The sequence below is a fragment of the Arthrobacter sp. NPDC093125 genome (genome assembly GCF_044754225.1).
Taxonomy (GTDB): domain Bacteria; phylum Actinomycetota; class Actinomycetes; order Actinomycetales; family Micrococcaceae; genus Arthrobacter.
In genome coordinates this window covers 111,632-132,975 of sequence record NZ_JBIVOQ010000004.1, presented here as the reverse complement: position 1 = coordinate 132,975, position 21,344 = coordinate 111,632, and the positions used below count along the sequence as shown (strand labels likewise).

19 protein-coding genes are annotated in these 21,344 nt (G+C 66.4%); 15 read left to right on the top strand and 4 right to left on the bottom strand.

Annotated features, from left to right (window positions below; all coding sequences use genetic code 11):
* Positions 1 to 57: 57 nt before the first annotated feature.
* Both ACIP9X_RS10265 and ACIP9X_RS10260 read left to right on the top strand, forming a co-directional pair.
* On the top strand, positions 58 to 1,869 hold the full coding sequence (locus ACIP9X_RS10265) for a proline--tRNA ligase (RefSeq protein ID WP_400479633.1): 1,812 nt from the start codon (positions 58 to 60) through the stop codon (positions 1,867 to 1,869).
* 18 nt (positions 1,870 to 1,887) lie between these two features.
* The gene (locus ACIP9X_RS10260) at positions 1,888 to 2,682 is read left to right on the top strand and encodes a sulfite exporter TauE/SafE family protein (RefSeq protein ID WP_400479632.1); all 795 of its coding nucleotides are present in this window, start codon (positions 1,888 to 1,890) and stop codon (positions 2,680 to 2,682) included.
* A gap of 24 nt (positions 2,683 to 2,706) precedes the next feature.
* On the opposite strand, the gene ACIP9X_RS10255 is transcribed toward ACIP9X_RS10260, so the two are convergent.
* The gene (locus ACIP9X_RS10255; RefSeq protein WP_400479631.1) at positions 2,707 to 3,744 is read right to left on the bottom strand and encodes an aminoglycoside phosphotransferase family protein; all 1,038 of its coding nucleotides are present in this window, start codon (positions 3,742 to 3,744) and stop codon (positions 2,707 to 2,709) included.
* Positions 3,745 to 4,014: 270 nt separating this feature from the next.
* On the opposite strand from ACIP9X_RS10255, the gene ACIP9X_RS10250 reads away from it, so the two are divergent.
* A complete protein-coding gene (locus tag ACIP9X_RS10250) occupies positions 4,015 to 5,676 on the top strand; it encodes a DUF222 domain-containing protein (protein WP_400479630.1) in 1,662 nt (553 codons plus the stop codon).
* A 108-nt stretch (positions 5,677 to 5,784) separates the two neighbouring features.
* Here ACIP9X_RS10250 and ACIP9X_RS10245 read toward each other — a convergent pair whose 3' ends face one another.
* The gene (locus ACIP9X_RS10245) at positions 5,785 to 7,077 is read right to left on the bottom strand and encodes a ferritin-like domain-containing protein (protein ID WP_400479629.1); all 1,293 of its coding nucleotides are present in this window, start codon (positions 7,075 to 7,077) and stop codon (positions 5,785 to 5,787) included.
* Between the two features lie 105 nt (positions 7,078 to 7,182).
* On the opposite strand from ACIP9X_RS10245, the gene rimP reads away from it, so the two are divergent.
* From rimP to rbfA, 5 genes are all read left to right on the top strand, one after another.
* The gene (rimP, locus tag ACIP9X_RS10240; RefSeq protein ID WP_400479628.1) at positions 7,183 to 7,800 is read left to right on the top strand and encodes a ribosome maturation factor RimP; all 618 of its coding nucleotides are present in this window, start codon (positions 7,183 to 7,185) and stop codon (positions 7,798 to 7,800) included.
* Entirely contained in the window at positions 7,800 to 8,777 is a 978-nt protein-coding gene (gene nusA / locus ACIP9X_RS10235; protein WP_400479627.1) for a transcription termination factor NusA, read from the top strand. Before rimP ends, nusA begins: the two co-directional genes overlap by 1 nt.
* 231 nt (positions 8,778 to 9,008) lie before the next feature.
* On the top strand, positions 9,009 to 9,350 hold the full coding sequence (locus ACIP9X_RS10230) for a YlxR family protein (RefSeq protein WP_400479626.1): 342 nt from the start codon (positions 9,009 to 9,011) through the stop codon (positions 9,348 to 9,350).
* Positions 9,351 to 9,502: 152 nt separating this feature from the next.
* A complete protein-coding gene (infB, locus tag ACIP9X_RS10225; protein ID WP_400479625.1) occupies positions 9,503 to 12,388 on the top strand; it encodes a translation initiation factor IF-2 in 2,886 nt (961 codons plus the stop codon).
* 120 nt (positions 12,389 to 12,508) lie between these two features.
* A complete protein-coding gene (gene rbfA, locus ACIP9X_RS10220; RefSeq protein WP_400479624.1) occupies positions 12,509 to 13,018 on the top strand; it encodes a 30S ribosome-binding factor RbfA in 510 nt (169 codons plus the stop codon).
* A 104-nt stretch (positions 13,019 to 13,122) separates the two neighbouring features.
* On the opposite strand, the gene ACIP9X_RS10215 is transcribed toward rbfA, so the two are convergent.
* On the bottom strand, positions 13,123 to 14,244 hold the full coding sequence (locus ACIP9X_RS10215) for a ScyD/ScyE family protein (RefSeq protein ID WP_400479623.1): 1,122 nt from the start codon (positions 14,242 to 14,244) through the stop codon (positions 13,123 to 13,125).
* Between the two features lie 189 nt (positions 14,245 to 14,433).
* Here ACIP9X_RS10215 and ACIP9X_RS10210 point away from each other — a divergent pair, with 189 nt between their 5' ends.
* Positions 14,434 to 14,919 (top strand): nucleoside deaminase, encoded by a 486-nt coding sequence (locus tag ACIP9X_RS10210; RefSeq protein ID WP_400479622.1) that lies wholly within the window; start codon positions 14,434 to 14,436, stop codon positions 14,917 to 14,919.
* Positions 14,920 to 14,941: 22 nt separating this feature from the next.
* Here ACIP9X_RS10210 and ACIP9X_RS10205 read toward each other — a convergent pair whose 3' ends face one another.
* Complete coding sequence (locus ACIP9X_RS10205) at positions 14,942 to 16,096, bottom strand: pyridoxal phosphate-dependent aminotransferase (protein WP_400479621.1); 1,155 nt, start codon at positions 16,094 to 16,096, stop codon at positions 14,942 to 14,944.
* A 100-nt stretch (positions 16,097 to 16,196) separates the two neighbouring features.
* On the opposite strand from ACIP9X_RS10205, the gene truB reads away from it, so the two are divergent.
* From truB to kynU, 6 genes are all read left to right on the top strand, one after another.
* Complete coding sequence (gene truB / locus ACIP9X_RS10200; protein ID WP_400479620.1) at positions 16,197 to 17,132, top strand: tRNA pseudouridine(55) synthase TruB; 936 nt, start codon at positions 16,197 to 16,199, stop codon at positions 17,130 to 17,132.
* Positions 17,133 to 17,134: 2 nt separating this feature from the next.
* Positions 17,135 to 17,488 (top strand): hypothetical protein, encoded by a 354-nt coding sequence (locus tag ACIP9X_RS10195; RefSeq protein WP_400479619.1) that lies wholly within the window; start codon positions 17,135 to 17,137, stop codon positions 17,486 to 17,488.
* A 19-nt stretch (positions 17,489 to 17,507) separates the two neighbouring features.
* Positions 17,508 to 17,954, top strand: coding sequence for a hypothetical protein (locus tag ACIP9X_RS10190; RefSeq protein WP_400479618.1), 447 nt, complete (start codon positions 17,508 to 17,510; stop codon positions 17,952 to 17,954).
* 126 nt (positions 17,955 to 18,080) lie between these two features.
* Entirely contained in the window at positions 18,081 to 19,067 is a 987-nt protein-coding gene (locus ACIP9X_RS10185) for a bifunctional riboflavin kinase/FAD synthetase (RefSeq protein WP_400479617.1), read from the top strand.
* 41 nt (positions 19,068 to 19,108) lie between these two features.
* Positions 19,109 to 19,963, top strand: coding sequence for a tryptophan 2,3-dioxygenase (gene kynA / locus ACIP9X_RS10180; protein WP_400479616.1), 855 nt, complete (start codon positions 19,109 to 19,111; stop codon positions 19,961 to 19,963).
* The gene (gene kynU / locus ACIP9X_RS10175) at positions 19,960 to 21,288 is read left to right on the top strand and encodes a kynureninase (RefSeq protein WP_400479615.1); all 1,329 of its coding nucleotides are present in this window, start codon (positions 19,960 to 19,962) and stop codon (positions 21,286 to 21,288) included. Before kynA ends, kynU begins: the two co-directional genes overlap by 4 nt.
* The last annotated feature ends 56 nt before the right edge of the window (positions 21,289 to 21,344 follow it).

Genomic DNA, 21,344 nt, shown 5'->3' with positions numbered 1-21,344 from the left:
GCCGGTAGATTAGTACCCAGACAATTTGCACTTTCCCCCAGAAACGGATGCTTACCCGTGGTTCTTCGACTTTCCAAGCTGTTCCTGCGCACCCTGCGTGAAGATCCCGCCGACGCCGAAGTGGCGAGCCACCGGCTCCTGGTCCGTGCCGGGTACATCCGCAGGGCCGCACCCGGCATCTACACCTGGCTGCCGCTGGGTCTGAGCGTGCTGCGCAAGGTGGAGCAGGTGATCCGCGAGGAGATGTCCGCCATTGGCGCCCAGGAAGTCCACTTCCCGGCACTGCTGCCCAAGGAGCCCTACGAGGCCACGAACCGCTGGACCGAGTACGGCGAGGGCATCTTCCGCCTCAAGGACCGCAAGGGCGGGGACTACCTGCTGGCGCCCACGCACGAGGAAATGTTCACGCTGCTGGTCAAGGACCTGTACTCCTCCTACAAGGACCTGCCGCTGAGCATCTACCAGATCCAGAACAAGTACCGTGACGAGGCCCGGCCGCGCGCCGGCCTGCTGCGCGGCCGCGAGTTCATCATGAAGGACTCCTACTCCTTCGACGTGGACGACGCCGGGCTGGACGCCAGCTACAACGCGCACCGCGCCGCGTACCTGAAGATTTTCGAGCGCCTCGGCCTGGAAGTAATTCCCGTCGCCGCCACGGCCGGCGCCATGGGCGGTTCCAGGAGTGAGGAGTTCCTGCACCCCACCGAGATCGGTGAAGACACGTTCGTGCGGTCGGCAGGCGGTTACGCAGCGAACGTCGAGGCCGTGACCACCGTGGTCCCCGCCGAGATTGACTACACCAACGCTCCGGCGGCCGAGATCCGGGACACCCCGAACACGCCCACCATAGACACGCTCGTGGCTGCGTCCAACGAGATCGTTCCGCGCAGCGATGCCGACGGCGGTCCCTGGACTGCCGCCGACACCCTGAAGAACGTGGTCCTCGCCGTCACCCTGCCCACGGGTGAGCGGCAGATCGTCGTCATCGGCGTGCCGGGCGACCGCGGAGTGGACCTCAAGCGCGTCGAAGCCAACATCGGCGCCTACCTCCCCGTTGCCGGGGAAATCAACGTCGAAGCTGCGGGTGACGAGGACCTGGCAAAGAACCCGCTCATCGTGCGCGGCTACCTTGGCCCGGGAATGTCGCTGGAAGAACCCCTCCTCGGCCTGGAAGGCGCCGCCAAGCTCCTCTACCTGGTGGACCCGCGCGTCGTAACCGGCAGTTCCTGGGTGACCGGAGCAAACATGGCCGGCAAGCACGTCTACGGCCTGGTCGCAGGACGGGACTTCGGCTGGGACGGCACCATTGAGTGCACCGAGGTGCGCGCAGGTGACGAAGCCCCCGACGGCTCCGGCCCGCTGGAAACGGCCCGTGGCATCGAGATGGGACACATCTTCCAGCTCGGCCGCAAGTACGCCGAGGCCCTTGAACTGAAGGTCCTGGACCAGAACGGCAAGCAGGTTGTGGTGACCATGGGCTCCTACGGCGTCGGTGTGACCCGTGCCGTGGCAGCGCTGGCCGAGTCGAACCACGACGCCAAGGGCCTCGTCTGGCCGCGTTCCGTGGCTCCGGCCGATGTCCACGTCGTGGCCGTCGGACGCGGCGAGGAGATCTTCGCCGCAGCAGAGCAGCTCGCCCAGGAACTCGAAGCCTCCGGGCTCGACGTCATTTACGACGACCGGCCCAAGGTTTCCCCGGGCGTGAAGTTCGGCGACGCGGAGCTCATTGGTGTCCCCACCATCCTTGCCGTCGGCAAGGGACTCGTGGACGGCGTCGTCGAAATCAAGGACCGCCGCAGCGGCGAAGCGGAAAACGTGGCAGTGGACAAGGCCGTTGACTTCGTGGTCAACGCTGTCCGCAACAGCTAACGCTCCGCAGCGCGCGAGGTGCTCTCAGGTTTCGAATCGATCGAGCTCGCCACCATCATCCCGATAGTGGTGGCGGGCTTCGCCGCAGGCTGGGTGGACGCCGTGGTGGGAGGCGGAGGCCTGCTGCAGCTTCCCGCGCTCCTGCTTGTTCCGGGGATCACCCCGGTCCAGGCCCTTGCCACGAACAAGATGGGCTCCATCTTCGGCACCACCACCAGCGCCGTCACTTACTACGGGCGGGTCCGGCCGGACTTGCGGACGGCCGTGCCCATGGCGGCCATAGCGCTGGCCGGCAGCTTCGGGGGCGCCCTGCTGGCGGCCCGGCTGCCTGCGGAAGTGTTCAAGCCGATCATCGTAGTGGCGCTGGTCGCCGTCGCGCTTTTCACCGCCCTGAAGCCCGACGCCGGGCACCTCACCGTTCTCAGGCACGACGGCGGCACCCACTACGTGGTGGCCTGCACCATTGGCGGGGTGATTGGCTTTTACGACGGCCTGATCGGCCCCGGCACGGGCTCGTTCCTGGTGATCGCCCTGGTCTCGGCCATGGGATACGCGTTCCTGGAAGCAAGCGCCAAGGCCAAGATCGTCAATATGGCCACCAACGCCGGTGCGCTGCTGTTCTTCCTGCCGCATGGCTCCCTGCTGTGGGGGATCGGCCTGCTGCTGGGGCTGGCGAACATGGCCGGTGGATACCTGGGTGCACGCACCGCCGTCCGGCAGGGAAGCCGCTTTGTGCGGCTGGTCTTCCTCGCCGTGGTCGGCGCCCTGATCATCAAGCTCGGCTTTGACGTCTGGCAGGAAAACTTCGCCTAAGCTTCAACGAACCTGACCGGCCGGCTATGACGGGAACGAATCACCGCCTGCCTGACCCGGCTCGGGCAGTGCATGCGGCGCGGGAAGCCCGTCAAGCGTGCGGCCCGCAAGGGTGCTGGCAACCCAGAGGGAACGCGCCAAGTCACCTTCGTGGCCAGGCTTCGAGGCGTAGTGCAGGGCGTTGTCCACCTCACGGGCGAGGCTCCACTGCCGCGCGGTTTCCTCGTCCAGCCCAGCTGCCCTGCTGAAATCTCGGCACCGGGCGCGCAAGCCGGCTCCGGGATCTGCGGCCGGGAGTTCGGAAATGCGGTTCCACAACACCGGGGCGACCCCGAATTCGGCCTCGCCAATCATCGGCTGCGGATCGATGGCCGCGTAGGCGGGGCGCTGGTGGTTCTCGGAGGGGCCGAGCCTGGCCAGGATGTTCAGGAAGTGGAAGTCGGTGTTGACGAGTACGTCGGAACCGGAGCGCCGGCCCACAGCGCCCCTGGTCTGGCATACTTCCAGCGCAGCTTCCAGCAGCCACCTCGGGAAGGGCCGGCCCAGCTGCTCCCATTCGGCCGGCAGATCATCGCTCCATTGCTCCGCCCGGGCTGCGATGTGCTCGAATTCGCGCCATTGCGGCTCGCTGCCGGGGACCAGGCTCAGCTGGCGCACCAGCCCGCCCCACACTTCAGCGGCAACGCCCATCGGCTCGGTTTGGAGTGACTTGCCCGCATCCAGGCGTTCCAGCAGCATCGAGCAGGTGCCCGCGTCTGAGGCCAGCAGCCGGACGGCACCCCGTCCGTTCCAGAGAGCCAGCGCATGCCGTTCCACCAGGGCTTCGTCATGCGGATAGGCGACTTTCAGGACTGCCGGAACATCCCCGGCCAGCACAGGCACCACCAGCCCGCCGTGTCCGCTCCGGGGCAGTGCTCCGGGCTCGAGGTCGAGCGTCAGCTCCCAGCGCTCCATCCGGCTGCTGATTAGCCCCGGGAGGGATGCCAGCCACGCCCGCCCGGCGCTGCTGCGGGAATAGCGGCGGGCCAGGTCAGGCGGCACGGGAACGGCTGGAGGGCTCATCAGCTCAAGCGTAGTTGACCGGACAGTCTTGGTTCGGATTGCCAGGTCGGCTTTGACTTGCAGCTTGAGCCTGGCCGCTTCCTGCCGAATCAGATAAATGGCCGCGCGGCTATCCGCGCGGGCGATCTCGCCGGCGTTCTCGCGGGAGATGGATTGCCGCGGGTTGGCTATGCTCCGTTGACTGCGCACTCCCGGGCGGTCCCAGATTAGATCAGACTGCCAGTTGCTCAAGCGGCTATTTTTGTCGGTGGTCACTGGCATGCTGTGGGTATGGATGACAGGGCGGTTAGCGAGACGTTGGAGGGCATCGGGGCATCCGTTGCTGCGTTGGCTGTTGTTCTCCGCCGCGCTGGTTTTGTCGTCAGTGCCCACGGCGGGGCCGGCGGCGACGTGACAGCGCCGGGTGATGATCCCCAGACCGGTGCTGATCCCCAGATCGGTGTTGATCCCAGGTCGGGTGCTGATCTCCTGAGTGGTGCTGACGCTCTTTCGGACCAGGATCCTTTGCGGGATCAGGCGGACGCGTATCTGGACGGCCTGACCGGGGTGGCCGGGCTGGAAGCCCGGCTGGCCGCGTTGAAGGTTCAGCTCATCGCCGCGTACGCCGCCGCTGCCGAGGCCCTGGCAGGGCAGGCTCGTTCTGCGCAGGAGCGCACCGCCCAGCAGATGGCGGTGACCGCCGAGGTCGCCGGTGTGCTGACGGTGAGTGAACGCACCGCGGGGGCGCTGCTGTCCGACGCCCGCACCCTGACCACCGGGCGGCCGCTGGCGCTGGCCGCGCTGGGATCCGGGACTCTTTCCTGGCAGCACGTACGGATCCTGTGCGATGAAACAGCCAACCTGGACCCGGCCGCCGCGGCGGCCCTGGAAGCCCACTTCCTGGATCCGGACGCGCCCGGTGCCGCCCGGGGCTGCCCGGCCGGGGAACTGGTGCCGGGCCGGTTCCGCGCCAAGGTACGCGCCTGGCGGGAGCGGCACCACCCGGTCAGCATCGAAACCCGCCACCGCAGGAGCGCCGCGGACCGCCGGGTGGAGTACACCCCGGACCGGGACGGGATGGCCTGGTTCTCGGCGTACCTGCCCGCGGACACCGCCGCCGCCATCTGGAACCGGGTTACCGACGCCGCCCGCGCCCTGCAGGGTCCAGGCGAGCCGAGGACGTTGACGCAGCTGCGCGCGGACGTCACCGAAGGCTGGCTGCTGGGCGGTGTCGCCGACGGAATCCCCACGCCGAAGGCGCAGGTGCTGGTCACCGTGCCGGTGCTGTCCCTCACCGGTGCCGGGGAGGAACCGGCCACCCTCGACGGGTACGGCCCCATCCCGGCATCAATGGCACGAAAGCTCGTCGCAGACGGGGCGACCTCCTTCCTGCGGGTGCTGGTCGATCCGCGCGACGGCGCGCCCCTGGAGATCGGCCGCACCAGCTACCGCCTGACCACCCCGATGCGCCAATGGCTCCGGCTCCGCGACGCGCGCTGCTCCTTCCCCTGCTGCAACAACCCGTCCCTCGACAACGAAGCAGACCACATCCTGGCCTGGTCCGACGGCGGGACCACAGGCATCAGCAACCTCGGGCAGGCATGCCCCCGCCACCACCGCCTCAAACACAGCAGTCCCTGGAGGCCGGTCGGCGCGACCCATGACAGGCCACCCGGATGGCTCTCACCGACCGGGCGGTACTACCCCAGCGAACAACAGGACTGGGAACCACCCCACTGGCCAGACCACCCATGGGGACCCGAGAACCTCGAGGAACCGGAGTACCTCAACACTTTCGAGGAACCTGACAGCTTCGATGAACCTCACAGCTTCGATGAACCGGAGTACCTCGACGGACCAGACCACCCCGAGGAACCGAACAGCCTTGCCTGTCTGGATCCACCACTGCCAGTGGATCCCTTCCCCGACTGGGCACAATTTAGTGCCGCCTAGGATGGGGATCCTGTGGCGCCCGCCGGTTGCCGGCCGCTGCAGCAACCACAGGACCCACGGCTCCAGCGACCATCACGTCATTTGGGCTGCCAGAGGCCACGCTGAAATTTAGCCCGGCAGGGCCGTTCCTGAGATGGAGGGCGCGGCCGCTTCGGGTAACGGTGGAAGCTGTGACGTGTCGAGCACGAGCCCGGGTACGGGGCCGGGATCGGATCCCCAGCGGACGGTGCGCTGCGCTGCTGCCACCAGTGATGCGATGGCCCATTGCCGGGTGGCACCTTCGCTCAGGGCAACGAGATCCCCGTAGACGGGCAGTGTGCCGGCTTCAAGGCTGGCCAGCCCCGCGGTCGGGTTGTTCAGGAAGGTGGCATCCAGAGTGTAGCCCGGCTCGCGCGGTGGAACCTCTGCGCACGAGAGGCGGCTGCGGGCCTCCGCTTCAGTGACGGCTGCCTCGTGCCTGGACAGCAGGTCCGTCGCCTGCTGGACAGCCGGGCCCTCAAGGCGAGTAAGCGCCACCTGGTACCCGTAGACGGTCTCCAGCTCCGTGCGGACTACCTGCGCGAGGGCGTCGACCGTTGAGGCGTCACTGGCCGGCTGTGTTGATTCAGTTCCCGACGCTGCAGGTGCAGCTGCTGAGGCTGCCGGTGCCTGGGATGACAGCGCAGCCGGGTCCGTCGCGCCCTCCCGGGCTGAAGGCTGGCAACTGGCTGACGGGGCAGGTGCCTGTGTCGAAGCCGAAGGCAGCGCTGAGTTTGAAGGAAGCGCCGTAGCTGAAGGCAGCGCCGGTGCGGCGGGAAGAGCAGCCGCTGAAGGCATGGCCGGCGCAGGGGTTCCGGAGGCCTGGGCCAGTGCGGCCGCCTGCAGGAGCTGTGCGGTTCCGACGGACGAGAGCAGGCGGGCCATGCCCCCGTCGGCGGTTTGGGCATGGGCCAGCCGCAACTTTCCGCTCGCTGACAATCCCGCTACGAGTGCCTGAGCCGTGGCTGGAGCGGCAGTGGCCGGAGCAGTAGTGGCCGGAGCCGCCGCGGACGCACCGGCAGAGGCCGGAGCGGAACCAGAAGCGGCCCCAGCGGGACGGTCTGCAGCAGCACGGGAAGGATCGTCGGACGGAAGAAACAGTGCCCTCGCCTGGATAGTCAGCAATGTCACAGTCCGGGAAAAGGCCTGCCGCCGGGCACCGGATGAACCCTCCGCGAGTTGCTGGCCGGCCGCCCGCAAACGCATGGTCTCGGCCAGTGCCGCAGCGCGTGCCTGCTCGGAAAAAGGCGGGGCTGCGGGCTCCGGGACGGGCCGGGGAATCAGGGCAAAACCGAGGCTGAGCACCAGGAGGGCCGTGAAGGCTGCAAGCGCGTACCGGAAATAGCCTGTAGTCCGGCCGCTTTCCCTGGTGTCCTTTTTCACAACACACCATGTTGTCACGGCAGCGCGGAACTGCGTGCACCAAGGCGGCCGGAAAATCGCTACGCTAGTAGTCACAACATCATCTATCGGGAGGCGGCCGGCATCGTGAGCAATGCAGAAGCCACGACTTCATCAGACCGGACCGACGCGGGAACGACCGAATCCGCGGGTGTCCATAATCCCGAGGCTGAGCGCCTCCGGGCTCTGCTTGAGCCGGCGGTTCAGGCGCACAGGCTGTATCTGGAGGATGTTGCCATCAACGTTGCAGGCTCCAACCGCGTGGTTCACGTGGTGGTGGACCTGCCGCAGGAAGAGACCGGCGGAGTCAGCCTCGATGTCATCGCAGACATTTCCAAGGAGCTCTCTGACATCCTGGACAACGATCCCGGCACTGACAGCCGCCCCTACGACCTTGAGGTTTCCTCGCCCGGCGTCAGCCGCCCGCTGGGGGAGCCCCGTCACTGGCACCGGGCCCGCGGCCGCATGGTCACCGTCAACGTGATCCAGGGTGACAACGTCACCGGCCGGGTCCAGTCCGTGGATGACTCCGGGGTAACGCTGGTTCCTGAGATTGCCGTGAAAAAGGGGATGAAGCCCAAACAGGGCGATCCCGTAAAACTTCCTTTCGACAAGATCCGCAGCGGAAAAGTCGAAATTGAGTTCAGCCACCTCGACGAGGCCGGTCTGGAAAATGAACACAATGGACCTTCTGAGGAGGCCTGATGGATATTGACATGAGCGCGCTGAGACTCCTGGAGCGTGAGCGCGAAATCCCACTGGATCTCCTCATCCCCACGATCGAGCAGGCACTGCTGGTTGCCTACCACAAGTCTCCCGGCGCCTTCGAGAAGGCCCGCGCCGAGCTGGACCGCAAGAGCGGGCACGTGACCATCTGGGCCACCGAGATTGACGACGACGGTGTGCCCATCGGCGAGTTCGAAGACACCCCCGCGGGCTTTGGCCGGATCGCAGCCAGCACCGCCCGACAGATCATCCTGCAGCGCCTACGGGACGTTGAGGATGACAACGTCCTGGGCGAGTTCAAGGGCCGTGAGGGCGAGCTCGTGGCCGGACTGATCCAGCAGGGCAACAACCCGCACATGATCCAGGTCAACCTGGGCGCAGTGGAAGCCCTCCTGCCGCCGCCCGAGCAGGTTCCGGGGGAGAAGTACATCCACGGAAACCGCCTCCGCGCTTACGTCATCGACGTGCACCGCGGCACCAAGGGACCCTCCATTACGCTGTCCAGGTCGCACCCGGGCCTCGTGCGCAAGCTCTTCGAGCTGGAGGTGCCGGAAATCGCCGACCACTCCGTGGAGATCGTCGCGCTGGCACGCGAAGCCGGGCACCGCACCAAGATCGCAGTGAAGGCCAACACTCCCGGGATCAACGCCAAAGGCGCCTGCATCGGCGAGATGGGTTCCCGCGTGCGGGCAGTCATGACCGAGCTGAATGACGAAAAGATCGACATCGTCGATTACAGCGAGGATCCGGCGACCTTCATCGCCAGCGCGCTGTCGCCGTCCCGTGTGAATTCTGTCACCATCACCGATGAAGCCACCCGTTCGGCACGTGTGGTGGTCCCCGACTACCAGCTGTCCCTGGCCATCGGCAAAGAAGGCCAGAATGCCCGTCTCGCGGCGAAGCTGACCGGCTGGCGGATCGATATTGTCTCTGACGCGGCGGCGCCGCGCTCCTAGGCAGCGTTTTCCCCGGTCATCCGGGGGTTGAGCGGAGCCTGAAACTTCGCTCTCCGACGGCGGCCGGTTCCGGCCGCCGTTTCGGGTGTGGGGGGTCCGAGGGGCTAGAATGGAACATGACCGTGCCTAGCAGCCGGCATCAGTGTGCCTTTGTGCGGCCGCGTTTCTGTCTGAGGGCAGCAGCGGGGCCACCAGGCAGGCAGATATGTACAGGCAGGAAGATACTCGAAAGTGGCAGCAGTGCAACACCTCGGGAACCAGCCGCAACGTACCTGCATCGGATGCCGGAAGAAAGGGCTGCGGTCGGAGTTACTCCGGCTCGTCTCCGACGCCGGCGGGTCATCCGCCGTCGTAGTGGATGAACGACGCCGGTTGGCTGGCAGGGGTGCATGGCTGCACCCCAGCGAAGCGTGCTTTGCCTTGGCGATCAAGCGGCGTGCTTTCGGAAGGGCCCTTAACGGCGCAACCGGAACCGCCGACGTCGAACGCTGGATAGCGAAAGGCGCGCACGCTGCGGACGTCCCGGCGCCTGCAGCACCAACCGTCCAACCTGAAAGCAGGTCAGAAAACTGATGGAAACCCGATGAGTTCCCAGCGATGAGTGCGTAACGATGACAACTTTGTTGCGCTCTGCAATGGACCTTTCAGCTGCACTCGCGGCGGAGGTCCGCAGTAAGAAGTAGACGGTTCGTGCCTGGCTCGGTGCGGACCGAGACAGGAGAAATGTGGCCAAGGTCCGCGTACACGAGCTCGCGAAAGAGCTCGGTATTACTTCCAAAGATGCAGTAACCAAACTGCAGGAACTGGGCGAATTCGTTCGCTCTGCCTCATCCACCATTGAGGCCCCCGTTGTGCGGAAACTCCGCAACGCCTTCCCGGCTGCGTCCGCTTCCACCGAAGCGCCCGCAAGCGCTCCCAAGGCTCCGGCCAAGGCGGCAGAATCACGTCCCGCTCCGGCTCCCGGCCCGGCAGCCCCGAAGGCCCAGGCGCCTGCACCGGCTCCGGCCCCGGCACCCGCCCCGGCCCCCAAGGCTGAGGCACCTGCCGCTCCGGCAGCTCCGGCCCCGGCGGCTCCTTCGGCGGCCGCTCCGGCAGCTCCCTCGACTGGCGCCAAGCCCGGAGCCCGTCCGGCCCCCAAGGCTGAGACCCCGGCTGCACCCGCACCGCGACAGGGCGGTTCCGCCCCGCGTCCGGGCGGCCCGCGCCCCGGCAACAACCCCTTCGCCACTTCGCAGGGCATGCCCCGCGGCCGTGGCGGCGACGGAGACCGTCCGCCGCGCCCGGGCAACAACCCGTTCGCAACTTCCCAGGGCATGCCCCGCCCGGGTGGCGGCCGTACCGACGGCGACCGTCCCGGTGGTCCCCGTCCCGCAGCAGGTGCTCCCCGTCCCGGTGGTCCCCGTCCGGCTGCAGGCGCTGGTGGTCCCCGTCCCGGTGGTCCCCGTCCCGCAGCAGGTGCCGGTGGTCCCCGTCCGGGTTCCGGCGGCAACCGTCCTACTCCCGGCATGATGCCTAACCGCACCGAGCGGCCCGCACCTGCAGGTGCCGGCCGTCCCGGCGGCGGCGGACGCGGTCCCGGCCGCCCAGGCGGCGCTCCCGGAACCGGCGGTCCCGGCGGTGGCGGCGGCGCTCCGGCCGGCGGCGGTTTCGGCAAGGGCGGCCGCGGTCGCGGCGGTACCCAGGGTGCATTCGGCAAGGGCGGCGCAGGCCGCGGCAAGCAGCGCAAGTCGAAGCGTGCAAAGCGCCAGGAGCTCGAGCAGATGAGCGCCCCGTCGCTGGGTGGCGTGAGCGTACCCCGCGGCGACGGCAACACCGTTATCCGGCTTCGCCGTGGCTCGTCCATCACGGACTTCGCCGACAAGATCGAGGCGAACCCCGCTGCGCTGGTGACCGTGCTCTTCCACCTCGGTGAAATGGCAACGGCAACCCAGTCGCTGGACGAAGACACCTTTGCCCTGCTGGGTGAGGAGCTTGGCTACAAGCTGCAGGTCGTTTCGCCGGAGGATGAGGAGCGCGAGCTGCTCAGCACCTTCGATATCGACGTCGAAGCCGAACTCGAGGCTGAAGGCGACGAAGAGCTTGAGGCACGTCCTCCGGTTGTCACCGTGATGGGTCACGTTGACCACGGTAAGACCCGCCTGCTGGATGCCATCCGCAACTCCGACGTCGTCGCAGGCGAGCATGGCGGCATCACGCAGCACATCGGTGCCTACCAGATCAGCCACGAGCATGAGGGCGCGCTGCGCGACATCACCTTCATCGATACCCCGGGTCACGAAGCGTTTACCGCCATGCGTGCCCGTGGTGCGAAGGTCACCGACATCGCCATCCTGGTGGTCGCAGCGGATGACGGCGTCATGCCTCAGACCGTTGAAGCGCTCAACCACGCCCAGGCGGCCAACGTGCCGATCGTCGTGGCCGTGAACAAGATCGACAAGGAAGGCGCCAACCCTGACAAGGTCAAGGGCCAGCTGACCGAGTACGGCCTCGTTCCGGAAGAATACGGTGGCGACACCATGTTCGTTGAGGTTTCTGCCCGCCAGAACCTCAACATCAACGAGCTGATCGATGCCGTGCTGCTGACCGCCGATGCCGCGCTGGACCTCCGTGCCAACCCGGACAAGGCCGCCCGCGGTATCGCCATCGAAGCGAACCTGGACAAGGGCCGCGGTTCCGTCGCCACCGTCCTGGTGCAGTCCGGTACCCTGGCCGTCGGCGACACGATCGTGGCCGGCACGGCCCACGGCCGCGTCCGCGCCATGTTCGACGAAGACGGCGAAGCCCTCGACGTTGCACTGCCGTCCCGCCCGGTCCAGGTCCTGGGCCTGTCCAACGTGCCGCGCGCCGGTGACACCTTCCTGGTGACCACCGACGAGCGCACGGCCCGCCAGATCGCCGAAAAGCGTGAAGCCGCTGACCGCAACGCCCAGCTCGCCAAGCGCCGCAAGCGCATCAGCCTGGAAGACTTCGACCAGGCCGTCGCCGAAGGCAAGATCGACACCCTCAACCTCATCCTCAAGGGTGACGTGTCCGGTGCCGTGGAAGCCCTCGAAGACGCGCTGCTCAAGATCGACGTCGGCGAAGGCGTCCAGCTCCGCGTCATCCACCGCGGTGTCGGTGCGATCACGCAGAACGACGTCAACCTGGCAACGGTCGACAGCGCCGTCATCATCGGCTTCAACGTCAAGCCTGCCGAGCGGGTGGCCGAGCTGGCAGACCGCGAAGGCGTGGACATGCGCTTCTACTCCGTCATCTACGCAGCAATCGATGACATTGAGCTGGCCCTCAAGGGCATGCTCAAGCCGGAGTACGAGGAAGTCCAGCTGGGCACGGCCGAGGTCCGCGAAGTGTTCCGCTCCTCCAAGTTCGGCAACATTGCAGGTTCCATCGTTCGCTCCGGCATCATCCGGCGCAACACGAAGGCCCGCATCAGCCGCAACGGCAAGGTTATCGGCGACAACCTCACGGTCGAGACGCTCAAGCGCTTCAAGGACGACGCCACCGAGGTCCGCACGGACTTCGAGTGCGGTATCGGCCTTGGCTCGTACAACGACATCACCGAAGGCGACATCATCGAGACCTTCGAGATGCGCGAGAAGCCGCGCGTCTAAGTTGGTCTAGCTGTTTCAAAGGTGCGGGGCCGTTGGATTTTTCCGGCGGCCCCGCACTGAATCGTGCGGCCACGCAGCCCATCCGGCTGCCGTCGCACCCCAAACTTTTGAGGAGTAAAAATGGCTGATCCGGCACGCGCTGCCAAGATGGCGCAGCGGATTAAGGTTGTTGTGGCAGAGGCCCTGGGCCGCAAGGTCAAGGATCCTCGGCTTGAGGGCATTACCGTCACTGATGCCCGGGTGACCAACGACCTGCAGCATGCCACCATCTACTACACCGTGTTCGGTGACCAGGCTGTGCAGGCTGACGCTGCCAAGGGGCTGGAGAAGGCCAAGGGCGTACTGCGGCAGGAAGTTGGCCGCAACATCACCGCGCGGCTGACTCCCACGCTGGAGTTCGTGGCCGACCAGATTCCGGTGAATGCATCCAACCTCGAGGAGCTGCTCCGGGAGGCCAAGAGGCGTGACGCCGAGGTGGCCGCCCTGGCCGAGAAGGCCAAGCACGCAGGCGAGGCCGACCCGTACAAGACGGACGTCCAGCCTGACGTGGACCTCGACGAAGACGATTTCGACGAAGAGGACCTCGAGTTCAGCCGTGCGGATGACCTCGACGAGGACCAGAGCAAGTAGACAGTAAGCAGCAAGTAAGCAGTGAACGGAATGGCGCGGCCGGACCAGAGGGTCCGGCTGCGCCATTCTTATCTGCTGAAGGCTCTCCGGTTCTTCTCGTGGCTTTAATCGTCCCTGTGCCCGGTCAGGGGTATGGAGACAACGCGGCCGTCCGGTGCCTTCTTCGGTTCAGGCAGCGCATTCACTGTGGCGTAGAGGGTATCGCCCCTGAGGTCGACGTCGGCAGTCAGCGCAGCCGGCAGCAGCACCCGCTGCTTGCGGTCGTCGTCGTCGATCCTGAGTACGCCCTTACCGAAGAGGGATGCGACATAGACGTTGCCGTCGGCGTCGGTCTCAATGCCTGTCGGCGACATCACCCGGTCCGCGAACAGCCTCACCTGTCCGGTGTCCGGGTTGACCCGGAAGACTGCGCCGCGGGCGCCAAGGGCGGGGTCCTCAGGTCCGCCGGGGAGCGACGACACATACAGCCAGCCGTCCGGGCCGACGGTGACGTCAGTGGGCACCGACTCGAACCTGTAGGTATGCCCGACGATGCAGGCAGGCATCTGCAAGGCAGCCGCTTGGGCTGCGGTGACGCGGTGTGGGCGTGCCGGCAGCACGGCGACGGTCTTGGTCGTGCCGGACTTCACATTGACGGACACGATGCTGTTGGCTCCCGCGTCAGCCACGTACACCTTCGTGCCTGCAACTTCGATGCCGTACGGATGGGAATCGACGTCGCCCTTGTAGGAGACCGGTACGTCCTTCGGCAGCTGCGCGGCGCAGGCCGCCGGCAGGTTGCGGAAGCCGTACTGGATGCCGGCGTCGGCGTTTTCTTTCTTCTCCAGGGCAGCCAGGTCACCAAACATGCGGTGCTTGCCGTTGGAGTCGATGCTGTGGATGTGTCCGGCCAATGGACGGGGATCCATCGGGCCGGCCCCCTGGCTGGCGGCGAAGAAGATGGTGCCGCGCTGCCGGTCGGAGCCCGCCACATCCCATGCAGCGTTTTCGTAGACCACAGACCGGGCTCCGTTCTTGGCGATGCGCACCAGGCGGCCCGCGAACTCTTCGCTGACGAGAACCGAACGGTCGTGTCCGACACTGAGGTGCAGGGGAGCAACCAATCCCTTCGCAAGCACTTTCTGCGCGGCAGGCTGGGGAGCCGGTGCGGCCTGGGTGGCCGGTGCAGAGGAAAAGATGGTGGCTGTGGCGGCAAGGACGGCCAGGACTGCTGGTTTGTTTTTCATGCTGTCTCCAATGTCAATGGTGATCATCCAGAGCATTGAGACCTGATTGTTGGCCCGAATCGGGTTCCCCCGTCGCGCGCATTGTAGTCCCGGGAATTCGAGGCTGTCGATGGCCGAAAACAAGTCTGGACCGAAGGCAAGTGGACGGTGGGGTCCGGCAGACCGCATCCTTCTGACTATGATCAGAGCATGCCTGCCACACCAACTGACGCAGACGTCCTTGAGTACCTGACCGAGGCCGTGGCCTTGGCCGAACGGAACGTGGCCGCCGGAGGCGGGCCCTTCGGCGCGATTGTGGTCACAGCCGACGGCGTTGTGCATGAGGGCGTCAACCGGGTCACCCGGGACAACGACCCCACCGCCCACGCCGAAGTGGTCGCCATCCGCACGGCAGCTGCCGAATCGGGGAACTTCGATCTCAGCGGCGCGGTGCTGTATGCCAGCTGCGAGCCCTGCCCCTTGTGCCTGGCGGCGGCCCTGTGGGCGCGGGTTGACCGCGTCTACTTCGCCGCAGACCGCCATGGGGCGGCTGCGGCTGGGTTCGACGACGCCGTGTTTTACGAGTACTTCGGCGGTACCCGGCCGGACCTGTTGCCGGTCACCCAAACCGCCGTCCCGACGTCGGGCACGCCCTTTGACGCCTGGCGCAGCAATGCGGCGCGCACCGACTACTGATTAAGGATCAGCTTCGGCGGCACTAGGCCCGTGCGGGCAGCCGGCCGAGTCCCTCCACAAGGTCTTTTTCGCTGCCGCACAACGCAATCCGGATCCAGCCCTCACCGATGGAGCCGAAGGCGGTTCCCGGGGCAACGGAGACGCCGGACTCCGCGAGGAATGTGTGCACCCAGCTCCGCACGTCCCCTCCGCTCACATGAGACACATCCGCCCACAGGTAGAACGCGCCCTGGGCGGAGAGAAAAGGTATGCCCTTGGAGCGAAGGATGGCCGATGCGGCGTCGCGGTTCACCCGGTAGTGCCTGCGGGCGTCCACCACATAGTCCTGGGGACCGGTGAGGGCCGCGAGTGCGCTGTACTGCGACGGTGAAGCCACGCAGGAGACGATGGCCTCCATGACCTTGTTCATCTGCTGCTCGAGTCCCGGCGGGCAGATGAGTGCGCCGATCCGCAGCCCCGTGAGGCCATAGGTCTTGGACAGCGTCAGGGAGGTGAAGATCCGGGCCTCGCCGGGAATGCTGCTGTCGAAGCGCGCCGCGCTGACGTGGGGGACGTCGTAGGTGAACGCCTCGTAGCACTCGTCGGAGATGATCCAGAGATCGTGCCGCCTGGCCAGGTCCACCAGTTGCCGCGTCACGTCCTCGCTGAGTACCGCCCCGAGCGGGTTCGACGGCGAGTTGATCATCAGGACGCGGGTCCGATCGGTGATCAGCGCTTCAACATCCTCGATCCGGGGCTGGAAGTCATACCCCGGGTAGAGGGGATACCGCACAGGCACGGCATGCAGCAACCGGCTTGTCATGGCGAACGTGGGATATCCGGGGTTGGGAATCAGGATTTCATCCCCGGGGCCGAGGAGGAGGCTCATCGCCAGGTGCAGCCCCTGCTGCGCGCCGGCAACAACGTACACGCGGTCTGCTCCGACGTCGGCCCCCGACTGCTCCCTGAACCTGTCGGCGAAGGCCTTGCGGAGTGCAGGAATCCCGGCGTTAGGCGTGTAGTTGGTCTCGTCACGGTCCAGGCACGACATCCCCGCCTCCAGTACGTGGCGGGGGAGCGGAAAGCCGGGTTCGCCGATACTCAGCACCAGCGCGCCGGGAGTGCGCCACGCCGCTTCAGTGATCTCGCGGATCTGGTTGACGGGGACGTCAGGTACGTGCGGCGCAAGGTCAGGCATGACTGTCATCCTAGTGCCGGAGCCCTCTGTGGTGGGGCGGCTTCCGGGGGCTTCTTTCAGCGGACAGGGAGGGCGGTGCCGCGCCGATATACTGGGAGGCGTGCTTTCTGGACTGGTAATAGTGGACAAGCCGCAGGGATGGACCAGCCACGATGTGGTTGGACGGATGCGGCGGATCGCCGGTACCCGGAAAGTGGGCCATGCAGGAACGCTCGATCCCATGGCCACGGGGGTCCTTGTGCTCGGAATCAACAAGGCCACCCGGCTGCTCACCTATATCGTGGGAACGTCCAAGACGTACACCGCCACCGTCCGGCTCGGCGAATCCACCATCACCGACGACGCCGAAGGCGATGTGGTGGCCACGATGAGCGCCGCCGCCGTCACCGACGAGGACATCCGCGCGGGAGTGGCCGCCTTGACCGGGGAGATCCAGCAGGTGCCCAGCAGCGTCAGCGCCATCAAGGTCAACGGAGAACGCGCCTACGCCCGCGTCCGGTCCGGTGAAGAAGTGAAGCTGGCAGCAAGACCGGTGACCATCCACCGTTTTGAGGTGCAGGACATCCGCCGGGAACGCGGCGGGGACGTGGTGGACCTCGATGTGACAGTGGAATGCTCGTCCGGAACCTACATCCGTGCCCTCGCTCGCGACCTGGGCTCATCCCTCGGCGTCGGAGGCCACCTGACGGCGCTGCGCCGTACCCACGTGGGGCCGTATACGCTCGACCAGGCACGGACGCTCGAGGAGCTCGCCGAGGACCTGGAAGTGTTCGAGATGTCCCAAGCGGCCCGTGCGCTCATGCCCAACAGGGAACTCAGCCCGGAGGAAACCACAGAGATATCGTTCGGCCGCCGCATCGCTGCGGGAGCCCCTGCCGGATCTGCTTATGCGGCCACCGCCGAGCGGCCCGCTGCGGCGTTTGCTCCCGACGGCTCCCTCGTGGCACTGCTGGCGGACTCGGGCAACTTCGCCAAACCGGTACTTGTCTTCGCGCCCGGCACCGGACCCGGCGCCGGCAGCGGGCAGGCCGATTAGCCTTGGACGCCTATTTCTACATCATCCTGGTGGTCGGGCTGCTGTCCACCCTCATCTGCGCGGTGGCAGGGATCCTCAAAAAGGCACCGAACGACATCACCATCCTGTCGGTGGCCGCGGTGGAACTTGCGCTGCTGGTGTACCTCGTCGGCTCGATCATCCGTGTCATCGCGGGGGAGCCGATTGCAGGGGAGGCCTGGGAGTTCTGGGGGTATCTCGGCACCGCCCTGTTGCTGCCCGTTGCGGCGGTGTACTGGTCGGTCCTGGAACGCACCCGCTGGAGCAATTTTGTCCTTGCGGCCGTCGGGGTCACAGCCCTGGTCATGGCCGCCCGAATGAACCAAATCTGGTACTGACGTGGAAGAAGCACCCGACGTGACCGCAACTCCCGCCCACACCGAACGCAATCCCCGCGGGACCGGCAACACCCGCAACACCGGCCCCGGACGGCTCCTCATCGCCGTATACGCCGTGTTCGCCATCTCGGCAACAGCGCGCGCCGGGTACCAGATCCTCACCAAGTTCTCCGAGGCCCCGCTGGCGTACCTGCTGTCCGCCTTCGCCGCCGCCGTCTATGTGGTCGCCACGGTTTCGCTGGCCAAGCCGGGGCGGGCATGGTTCCGCGTGTCACTCATTGCCGTGCTCGTCGAGCTGGTGGGCGTGGTGGTCGTGGGAGCGTTGAGCGTGTTCGACGCCGTCGCGTTTCCGCATGAGACGGTATGGTCCCTGTTCGGCCGCGGCTATGCCTTCATCCCGCTGATCCTGCCCGTCCTGGGACTGATATGGCTCTACCGACGGCGGCCGGCGGCACCTGCCGCTTAGCTGTCCTCAGCCAGAGCAGGCCGTCCCGGCCCGTCCGTGGACTGCGGTGATTGCGGGTAATCTAGGAGAGTTCCGGCGCCCTGGCGGCGCACGGGAGTTCCTGTCAGGCAGTAAAAGGCGAGGTTGATGGTTCACATCTGGAACGATCCGACCGAAGTTCCACAAGACTTCGGTCCTTCCGTTGTCACTATCGGCAACTTCGACGGCGTGCACCGCGGTCACCAGCAGGTGCTGTCCCAGCTCATCCGGACCGCCCGGCTCAACAAGGCACGGTCCGTGGCCGTCACGTTCGATCCGCACCCCGCCCAGGTGCACCGGCCCCAGTCGGCGCCTGAACTCATCATGGGACTGCAGGACAAGCTCCTGGCACTGGGAGAGCTCGGCCTCGATGCCATCCTGGTGATGAAGTATTCGCTCGAACTCGCCAGCCTCACCCCCGAAGAGTTCGTGGGCACCGTCCTGGTCGACGCCCTCCACGCCAGCCATGTGGTCATCGGCCATGACGCCCGCTTCGGCCGCGGCAACTCCGGAGACCTGAACACCATGCGCAAGCTCGGGGCTGAGTTCGGCTTCGAGGTGCTCGTCATTAGTGAATTCGGTTCGGAAGGCTTTCCCCTCCATGACGACGGCGGCAAGGACCGCCGCTGTTCGTCCACCTGGGTGCGTGAAGCGCTGATGGAAGGGGACGTCGCCACGGCTGCCGCGGTGCTGGGACGCCCGCACCAGATGCGCGGTGAGGTAGTCCACGGTGCAGCCCGCGGCCGGGCACTGGGATTTCCCACCGCCAACCTTTCACATGACGCCAGCGGTTACATTCCTGCCGACGGGATCTATGCGGGCTGGCTGGTGGACCAGGCAGGCACCCGGTGGCCGGCTGCCATCTCGGTCGGCTCCAACCCCACGTTCGACGGCGTCAGCCGCCAGGTGGAAGCCCATGTCATTGACCGCCCCGAGGAAACCATAGAGGACTTCGATCTGTACGGCCAGACAGTAGTGGTGGAGTTCGTCGCCAGGCTGCGGGGTATGGTGGCGTACCGTGGGCCCGAGGCCCTTGTGGAGCAGATGCGCCAGGACGTCGTGCAGACCCACGACATCCTCCTCAAACGGCGCTGATCCGTCAGCCCCACACAGTACTTGGCAAGGAAGGCAACGCTGTGACCGTTGAGAAGAACACCAGGAAACTGGACAAGGGGATCGTCCGTGATTTCAGTTCCAGGATGAGTTACGGGGCGTACCTTCAGCTGCCCACGCTGCTGAGCGCGCAGCAGCCCGTCAGCACACCTGAACACCATGACGAGATGCTGTTCATCATCCAGCACCAGACCACCGAGCTCTGGCTCAAGCTGGTGCTGCACGAGCTGCGCAGCGCCGCCGCCCACCTCCGCGCAGACGATCTGGGTACGGCCCTGAAGGGCATCGCCCGCGTCAAGCACATCCAGAAGACCCTCACCGAACAGTGGTCCGTGCTGGCCACGCTGACGCCCACGGAGTATTCGCAGTTCCGGGGCTTCCTCGGGAACTCCTCCGGATTCCAGTCCAGCCAGTACCGCGCCGTGGAATTCGTCCTGGGCAACAAAAACCGGAAAATGCTGCCGGTGTTTGAATCGGACCCCGAGGCCCACGCGCTGCTCACCGAGGTCCTCGAGGCGCCCAGCATCTATGACGAGTTCCTGGCCTACCTGCACCGGCAGGGCCACGACGTCCCCGCCCAGCTCCTCAGCCGCGATGTCACCCGCGCCCACGAGTTCACGCCCGGGCTGGTTCCGCTGTTCAAGCACATCTACGAGAATGCCGCCGACAACTGGGGCGCTTACGAGGCCTGCGAGGAGCTCGTGGACCTTGAGGACAACTTCCAGCTGTGGCGGTTCCGGCACCTGCGCACCGTGCAGCGGACCATCGGAATGAAGACCGGGACCGGCGGCTCCAGCGGCGTGGCGTTCCTGCAGAAGGCCCTCGAACTCACGTTCTTCCCTGAGCTGTTTGCTGTGCGGACGGAGATTGGCCAATGACCGCCCTTGACGGAACCCGGGACATCGACGCGATTCAGCAGACCCACGACACGCTCCTCCAGCGCGCATTCCTGCTCGATGCGCAGGATCCGCTCGCCGCCTACCGGGAGCGCTTCATCGGCACTGAGACGGACCTGTCATACCTGGACGGCAACTCCCTCGGCCGCCCGTTGAAGCGGACTGCAGATGACATCAACGCCTTCATCCACGCCGGCTGGGGCGGCCGCCTGATCCGCGGCTGGGACGAGGAATGGCTGGAGATGCCCCAGGCCATCGGGGACCAGCTGGGACGTGCAGTCCTCGGCGCCGCCCCGGGCCAGACCATCGTCGCGGACTCCACCACCGTTGTGCTGTACAAACTGATCCGCGCCGCTCTTGCCGCCGTCAACGACCCCGCAAGGACCGAGATCGTCCTCGACACGGACAACTTCCCCACGGACCGCTACCTTGTCGAAGGCATCGCCCGGGAGGAAGGTTTGGCGCTGCGCTGGATCGAGGCCGATCCGGCCACCGGCGTGACCCTTGACCAGGTGAGGCAGGCCGCAGGGCCGGCCACCGCCGTCGTGCTTCTCAGCCATGTGGCGTACCGCTCGGGGTTCCTCGCGGACCTGCCGGGCATCACGGCGGCAGTGCACGACGCCGGCGCGCTGGTTGTGTGGGACCTGTGCCATTCAGCGGGGTCAGTGGAGATCGGGCTGGACGCGGCCGGTGTTGATTTCGCCGCCGGCTGCACCTACAAGTACCTTAACGGCGGACCGGGATCGCCCGCATTCGCCTATGTCAACGCCCGGCACCTGCCCGGTCTGGCGCAGCCCATCTGGGGCTGGATGGGCCGGAAGGACGCGTTCGAGATGGGCCCCGGCTACGAGGCCGCCTCCGGTATCCGCGGTTTCCTCAGCGGAACGCCGGCCATCTTCGGCATGATCGCCATGCGCGGCACGCTGGACCTGATCGAGGAGGTGGGGATGACCGCGATCCGGGAAAAGTCGCTGCAGCTCACGGAATTTGCAGTGGAGCTGCACGACGCGTGGCTGGCTCCCGCCGGCGTCAGGCTCGCCACGCCGCGCGACCCCGGGCAGCGCGGCAGCCACATCACCCTGGACCATCCCTCGTTCCGGGAAGTCACGGCCGCCCTGTGGAACAGCGACGTGATCCCGGACTTCCGCGCGCCGTCGGGCATCAGGATCGGTCTTTCGCCGCTCAGCACCGGCTTCGCCGAACTGCACCGCGGCATGGCGGCCATCCGGGACCTGCTGCCGGGCACTGACGCCGCTCGGGTCATTGGTGGGCGTTTCGACAAGATTGCGACAGGGCCGGTAAACTAACCGAGGATCCGGCTGCAGTCCGTGGTTGCTGGATCCTGTTTCGTGCGGACAGCCTG